4 protein-coding genes are annotated in these 5,701 nt (G+C 65.5%); 1 reads left to right on the top strand and 3 read right to left on the bottom strand.

All coding sequences use genetic code 11. The annotated features are described in order from the left end of the window. A partial coding sequence (locus tag ACEN88_RS23000) for an SPOR domain-containing protein (RefSeq protein ID WP_413343361.1) occupies nt 1–534 on the top strand: 534 nt, incomplete at its 5' end. On the opposite strand, the gene lpxD is transcribed toward ACEN88_RS23000, so the two are convergent. The 3 genes from lpxD to ACEN88_RS23015 all read right to left on the bottom strand — a co-directional run bounded on the left by lpxD (nt 518) and on the right by ACEN88_RS23015 (nt 5,635). Further along, entirely contained in the window at nt 518–1,609 is a 1,092-nt protein-coding gene (gene lpxD, locus ACEN88_RS23005; RefSeq protein ID WP_413343363.1) for a UDP-3-O-(3-hydroxymyristoyl)glucosamine N-acyltransferase, read from the bottom strand. The genes ACEN88_RS23000 and lpxD overlap by 17 nt on opposite strands. Before the next feature lie 189 nt (nt 1,610–1,798). Continuing rightward, nucleotides 1,799–4,876, bottom strand: coding sequence for a TonB-dependent receptor (locus tag ACEN88_RS23010; RefSeq protein ID WP_413343365.1), 3,078 nt, complete (start codon nt 4,874–4,876; stop codon nt 1,799–1,801). Between the two features lie 423 nt (nt 4,877–5,299). Further along, nucleotides 5,300–5,635 carry an SPOR domain-containing protein gene (locus tag ACEN88_RS23015; protein WP_413343367.1) on the bottom strand — a complete coding sequence of 112 codons (336 nt, stop codon included), beginning with the start codon at nt 5,633–5,635 and terminating at the stop codon, nt 5,300–5,302. Nucleotides 5,636–5,701: the final 66 nt, after the last annotated feature.

Below are 5,701 nucleotides of genomic sequence, written 5' to 3' on the forward strand. Positions count from 1 at the left end.
GCGCCGGCAAGCGCTGCGGCAAGCGCACCCGCACCTGCCGGCGCGCCGTCGGTCCCCGCTCCCGTCCCGGCCTTCGCGTGCACGGAAATCGGCCCGTTCAATTCCACCGACGCCCGCCGCTTCGAAGCGCGCCTGGCCGCGCTGGACCTCGGCGACCGCCAGTCGCGCCAGACCATCCAGGCCCAGGACGTCAGCAGCTGGCTCGTGCACATCCCGGCGCAAGGCAGCAAGGAAGCGGCCGACCGCAAGGCCGCCGAACTACGCAGCCTGGGCGTGACCAATTTCTACGTCCTGCAGGGCGACTCGCCTTTGAAATACGCGATCTCGCTGGGTGTGTTCAAGACCGAGAGCGGCGCCCAGGCGATGCTCGCGCAACTGGGCAAGCAGGGCGTGCACACGGCGCGCATCGCACCGCGCGGGCCGCAGACGACTCACTACGTCTACCGCGTACGCAGCCTCGATGCCGCGACCCGCAAGCGCATCGAAGGCTATGCCGAGCGTTATGACGGGGCGGACGTCAAGAGCTGCGGGTAAGCGCGGACGCATCGCGGGATGACTGTCCCGCCTGCTCGCCACCCAGCACCTTCACCGCCCGCTCGAGCATCTTGATCTTTTCCCGCATCGCCGACAGGTTGCGCAGCAGCGCCGCGTTGCGTTCCCATTCCGCATTCGGCGCCATCGGATAAAACCCCGTGTAGCGCCCCGGTGCCGTGATCGAGTTCGGCACCAGCGTACCGGCCGTCACGTGGACGTTGTCGACGATGTCGATGTGGCCGTTGATCATCGCGGCGCCGCCGAACGTGCAGTGCCGGCCGATGGTGGCGCTGCCCGCGACGCCCACGCAACCGGCCATCGCCGTGTGCGCGCCGATGCGGCAGTTGTGACCGATCTGGATCAGGTTGTCGAGTTTTACGCCGTCCTCGATCACCGTGTCGTCCAGCGCGCCGCGGTCGACCGCCGTGTTCGAGCCGATGTCGACGTCGTCTCCGATGACGACGCGGCCCGTCTGCGGAATCTTGATGTAGACGCCGCCGTCCACCGCGAAGCCGAAGCCGTCGCCCCCGATCACGGCGCCGGAGTGGACGATGCCGCGCGCGCCGATGACGCAGCGCGCGTGGAAGGTCACGTTGGCGAAGAAATGCGTGCCCTCGCCCACGCTGGCGTCGCGGCCGATGTAGCAGCCCGCGTCGATCACGGCGCCGGGCCCGACGGCCGCGCCCTCCTCCACCGTGACGTGCGGACCGAGGAAGGCAGTCGGGTCCACGCGCGCGCCCGGGTGCACGGCGGCTGTCGGGTGGATGCCCGGCACGGGCGTATGTCCGGGCGCGCACAGGTATTGCGCCGTGCGCGCGAAATACGCGTACGGGTTGTTCGTGACGATGCGCGCGCCCGCGTACGTGGCCGCAACCTCCGGCTCGTCGAGCGGCGCCAGGATCAGCGCCGCCGCGCGGCTGTGCGCGGCCACGGCGCGCAACCGGCTGTTACTGAGAAAGCTGATGTCCGTGGCGCCCGCGCGGTCCAGCGGGGCGATGCGCGCCACTTCGATGTCCGGGTCGCCTTCCAGCCGGCCGCCGAAGCGCGTGACCAGCTCCACGAGTCGTGCCCCCATCCCCTGCCTCCTGTCGCGTCGTTGCGTCGATATGCGGTTCGACAGGGACGCCAGGCCGGCAGTTCCGGATCCCGGGGGGAAAACGGAAGCGGTGTGAGCTACCGCAAAAGAAAAAGCCCCGCTCGCAACCGGCGCGTTGCATGCCGGTCGAAAGCGGGGACAGGGGACGTAAAAGGTACTGCCGTGCGATCAGAACTTGCCGCGGATGCCCAGCTGGAAGGTGCGGCCCGGATCGAACGACGTGAACTGTGCGTTCGGGAACTGGAAGTAGCCTTCGCGCTTGGCCTTGTTCAGGTTGACGATGTCGAACGTGATCGTCGGCCAGTTGTCGCGGTTCAGCACTTCTTCCAGGTCCACGCTGGACGAGAAGTCGGCCTGCTTGTACGAGCGGCCGTACAGTGCCGCCAGCGTCACGCCGCTCTGGTTCGCGTTGGCGCTCTGGCTGCCCTGCTGGTACTGGTGCGAGATGCGCGCCATGTAGCCGTGGTTCTCGTAGTAGAAGCCGAAGTTGTTGCTCTTCTTCGGCACGTTCAGCGCCACGAAGCCGTTGGTGCCCTCGCCGCTCGCGCTCTGGTTGATCAGGGTCGCGGTCTCGCTGAAGCCGAAGCCCTTGATCGGCAGCAGCTTGTCGAGCGGCTGGACCCAGCCGATCTCGAGGCCGCGCACGGTCAGGATGCCGCCGGCGTTGCGTTCCTGGCTCATCACGACGGTGGCCACGTCCGGACCGCCGCGCGAGTTGATCGCCACCTGCTGCGTCGGGATCAGGTTGTTGTACGTGATGCCGTAGGCGGCCAGGGCGGAGAACGGCATCGTCAGGTTGTCGATGACGGTGAAGCCCTTCACCTTCTTCTGGAACACGGTCAGGCTCACATAGCCTTCGCGGCCGGTGTACCAGTCGATGCCCAGGTCGATGTTGTTCGACAGGTAGGGCTTCAGTTCCGGGCTGCCGATCGTGCCGACGTCGGCCGACGTGCCGCTGAAGTTGATGCCCGGACGCAGCGAGTTCGGATTCGCACGGGTCATCGTCTTCGACGCCGCGATGCGGGCCACGATGTCGCTGCGCAGCGTGATGGCCGCGGTGGCCGACGGCAGCGTGTTGTTGTAGGTCGTGTCCTGGTAGACCCACTCGGTCTGGTTCGGGTACTTCGAACCGTTCAGCGTCAGGTTGGCGTTGCGCGGGTCGCTGAACGAGTTCAGGGAGCCCACTTCCTGCTTGGTGCGGACATAGCGTACGCCGGCGTTGTAGCGGACCGGGAAGCTGAACAGCTTGGTTTCGCCGTTGAGCTCGGTGTAGAAGCCGGTGGAGCGCTCGCGCACATAACCCGAGCTGGCGCCCGTCGACGAGCTCGTGGAATCCGGCGCGCTCGAGTTGTACGCGTCGTAGTTCGAATCCTTGCGGAAGCGGTCCCAGTCGACGACGAGGCGGTCGTGCGGGCCCTGCACCAGGTAGGAGGCCAGCTTGTTCAGCGGGATCAGCGAACCCTGGTAGGTGAGCGGTGCCGTCTGGCCGGCCGTGTAGCCGGTGCCGTAGCCCGGGTACAGCGCGGCGGCGCTGGCGCCCGGCGTGCTGGCGCCGTCGCACGGCGGCGCGCCGTTCGGTCCCTGGATGAAGACGCTCGGATTGTTGCCGCAGACGGCGGCCTGCCACGCGGCCGAGTTGTCCTGGCCGCGGATGCGGCGGTCGATGTCGTCGTAGGCGAGACCGGCCTTGACGCTCAGCTTCGAATCGCCCCAGGTCAGGTCGGTGTGGAAGCCCTTCGTGCTCGTTTCGCGCAGCTCGTTCTGGATGTTGACGCGGCCGCCGGCCCAGACGAAGTTCGCCGGGTCGTTGACGTCCTTGTTGAACGAAATGCTCGGCACGCCGCCGTTGTTCTGGAACGTGGTGACGAGGCCGCTGCCGGCTGCCGTGATCGGCATGATGGTCGGTGCTTCGTGCGAGAACGTCGACTTGGTGGCGTTGGCCTGGGCTTCCAGTTTCAGGGTCGGGGTGATCTTCCACTCCATGCCCGGGTTGATGCCCTTCAGGTCGGTACGGTCGCGGCGCGGGCCGAATTCGATGAAGTAGGTCGAGTTGGCGTACGTGCCCGACGTGACCGTGCAACCCGTGGTGCAGTCGCTCTTGTCGACCTGCATGTTCAGCGGGATCGCTGCATTGTTCCGGACCGCCCAGGTGTAGGCGATGCGCTGCATGTCGTCGTCCTTCTTGCTGTACAGCGTGTCGACGTAGAAGTGCAGGTTTTCCAGCGGACGCCATTCGGCGCTGAGGATGGCCGAGCCCTTGTCGCGCGTGCCGAAGTAATCCATGAAGCGGCCCAGGCGCGGCACGAGGGCGTTGTCGATCTGGTCGATCGTCAGGCCCGGGTTGTGCGCCAGCAGGAACGCCTGGTCGATCGGCGTGCCCGCCACGAGGCCGGCGCCGGCGCCGGCCGGAACGGTGGCCGGAATCGTCCAGTTGCCGCCGCCGGTGCTGTTGCGGGTCGGCGAGGAGCTCTGGGCTGCCGTCAGGTTCGGGTTCGTCAGGCCGACGGTCTCGTAACCGGTCGTGCGCGACTTCTGGCGGTTAACGGCGATGCCGGCCAGGATACCGAACTTGTCGCCCCAGGTCTTGCTGGCCACGATGGAGCCGCGGCCGCCGACGCCGTCGGCGATCTGCTGCTTCTGCGCCGTGCCGCTGTACGAAACGTGGGTGCCCGGGTTGTCGAACGGGCGCGCGCTGCGCATGTTGACGACGCCGGCGGCGCCGCCTTCGATCAGGCCGGCCGTCGGGCTCTTGCTGACGGTCAGCTTGGTAAACAGGTCGGTCGGCAGCAGGTCGAGGTCGACTTCGCGGTTGGTGCTCGCGCCGTCGATCGGGCCGGACGACGCCACGGCGATCTGCGCATTGTTCAGCAGGATCTTGGTGAAGCTCGACCCCAGGCCGCGGATCTGGATGTTCATGCCCTCGCCCGTCACGTCGCGCGCGATTTGCACGCCCGGCACACGGCTCAGAGATTCAGCGATATTCTTGTCGGGGAATTTACCGATGTCTTCGGCGCTGATGGTGTCCGTGAAACCGACGGACTCCTTTTTATCCTTCGCCGACGAAAGCAGACTGGCGCGGTAGCCGGTCACCTTGACGACGTTGGTATCGGCCTGGACGACCGGCGCGGGCTGGGCCGGCGCCGCGGTATCTTGCGCATATGCTTGCTGGATAAGGCCTGCGAGCACGCTCAGGCCAAGCACGACTTGCCGGCGCTGGCGGCGCCGTTGTACGGACTTCTCGATCATTGCTGTCTCCTGTGTTTTTCTATGCCTGGGACGTCCCGATGGGCCGTCTTTATGGCTGGCAAAATCAGTGTAGGAGCACAATGTTAACGGTGTCAATCGCGCAAACATAAATGTTATGCGCAAACATCGACAGGAGCTTTGCATTTATCAGGCAGTTTTCGACAAAGCTCCTTTTTATGTTTGGAAAGATCAAGAATCGCTTGCGCAAAAAATGGTAGCGTATAGCAAAACAAAAAACGTTGTAGATGTCTGACATCTGATGATAAAACATGCAGAAAGCATCGTTTTAGGCCATTCACGCACAAAAATACACCATGTGACATGAGAAATTGTCGGGATTACGGGAAGAACTGCCATCAACATTGATCAGACGTCTGATGTCTATGGAAGGTGGCAGTAGACGCGTGCGGCCTACCCTGCCGCTCAGCGCCGTACGACGATGGGTTTCAGGCCGAGTCCGGCCGGCAGCGCACGCGCCGCTTCCTGCGCGAGGGCGCGGGATTCGAAGGGGCCGCCGTACAGGCGGTTGACGCTGCCCGAACGGACGACTTCGACCGCCAGGTCGACGCCGGCCTGCTTGAGTTTTTCGCCCATTTCCTCGGCCTTGCCGTCGCGTCCGTAAGCGCCCAGTTGCAGATAGAAACCTGGCGCCAACGCAGCCTTGTCGGCCGACGCCGAGGCCGAGGCCGATGTCGAGGCGGCAGGCGCCTGTGCGCGCGCGACGGCGGCGCTGTCCATGTCGACACGGTCTTCCAGCATGAGGGCGGCGATGGCGGCAGGGTAGGCCGCACGCGTCTACTGCCACCTTCCATAGACATCAGACGT

The sequence above is a fragment of the Massilia sp. CT11-108 genome, from assembly GCF_047302915.1.
GTDB lineage: Bacteria > Pseudomonadota > Gammaproteobacteria > Burkholderiales > Burkholderiaceae_D > Telluria > Telluria orientalis.

Coding starts and splice junctions, on each gene's coding strand:
- ACEN88_RS23015 (WP_413343367.1), bottom strand. CDS start 5,635: ATGCTGGAAGACCGTGTCGACATGGACAGCGCCGCCGTCGCGCGCGCA.
- ACEN88_RS23010 (WP_413343365.1), bottom strand. CDS start 4,876: ATGATCGAGAAGTCCGTACAACGGCGCCGCCAGCGCCGGCAAGTCGTG.
- lpxD (WP_413343363.1), bottom strand. CDS start 1,609: ATGGGGGCACGACTCGTGGAGCTGGTCACGCGCTTCGGCGGCCGGCTG.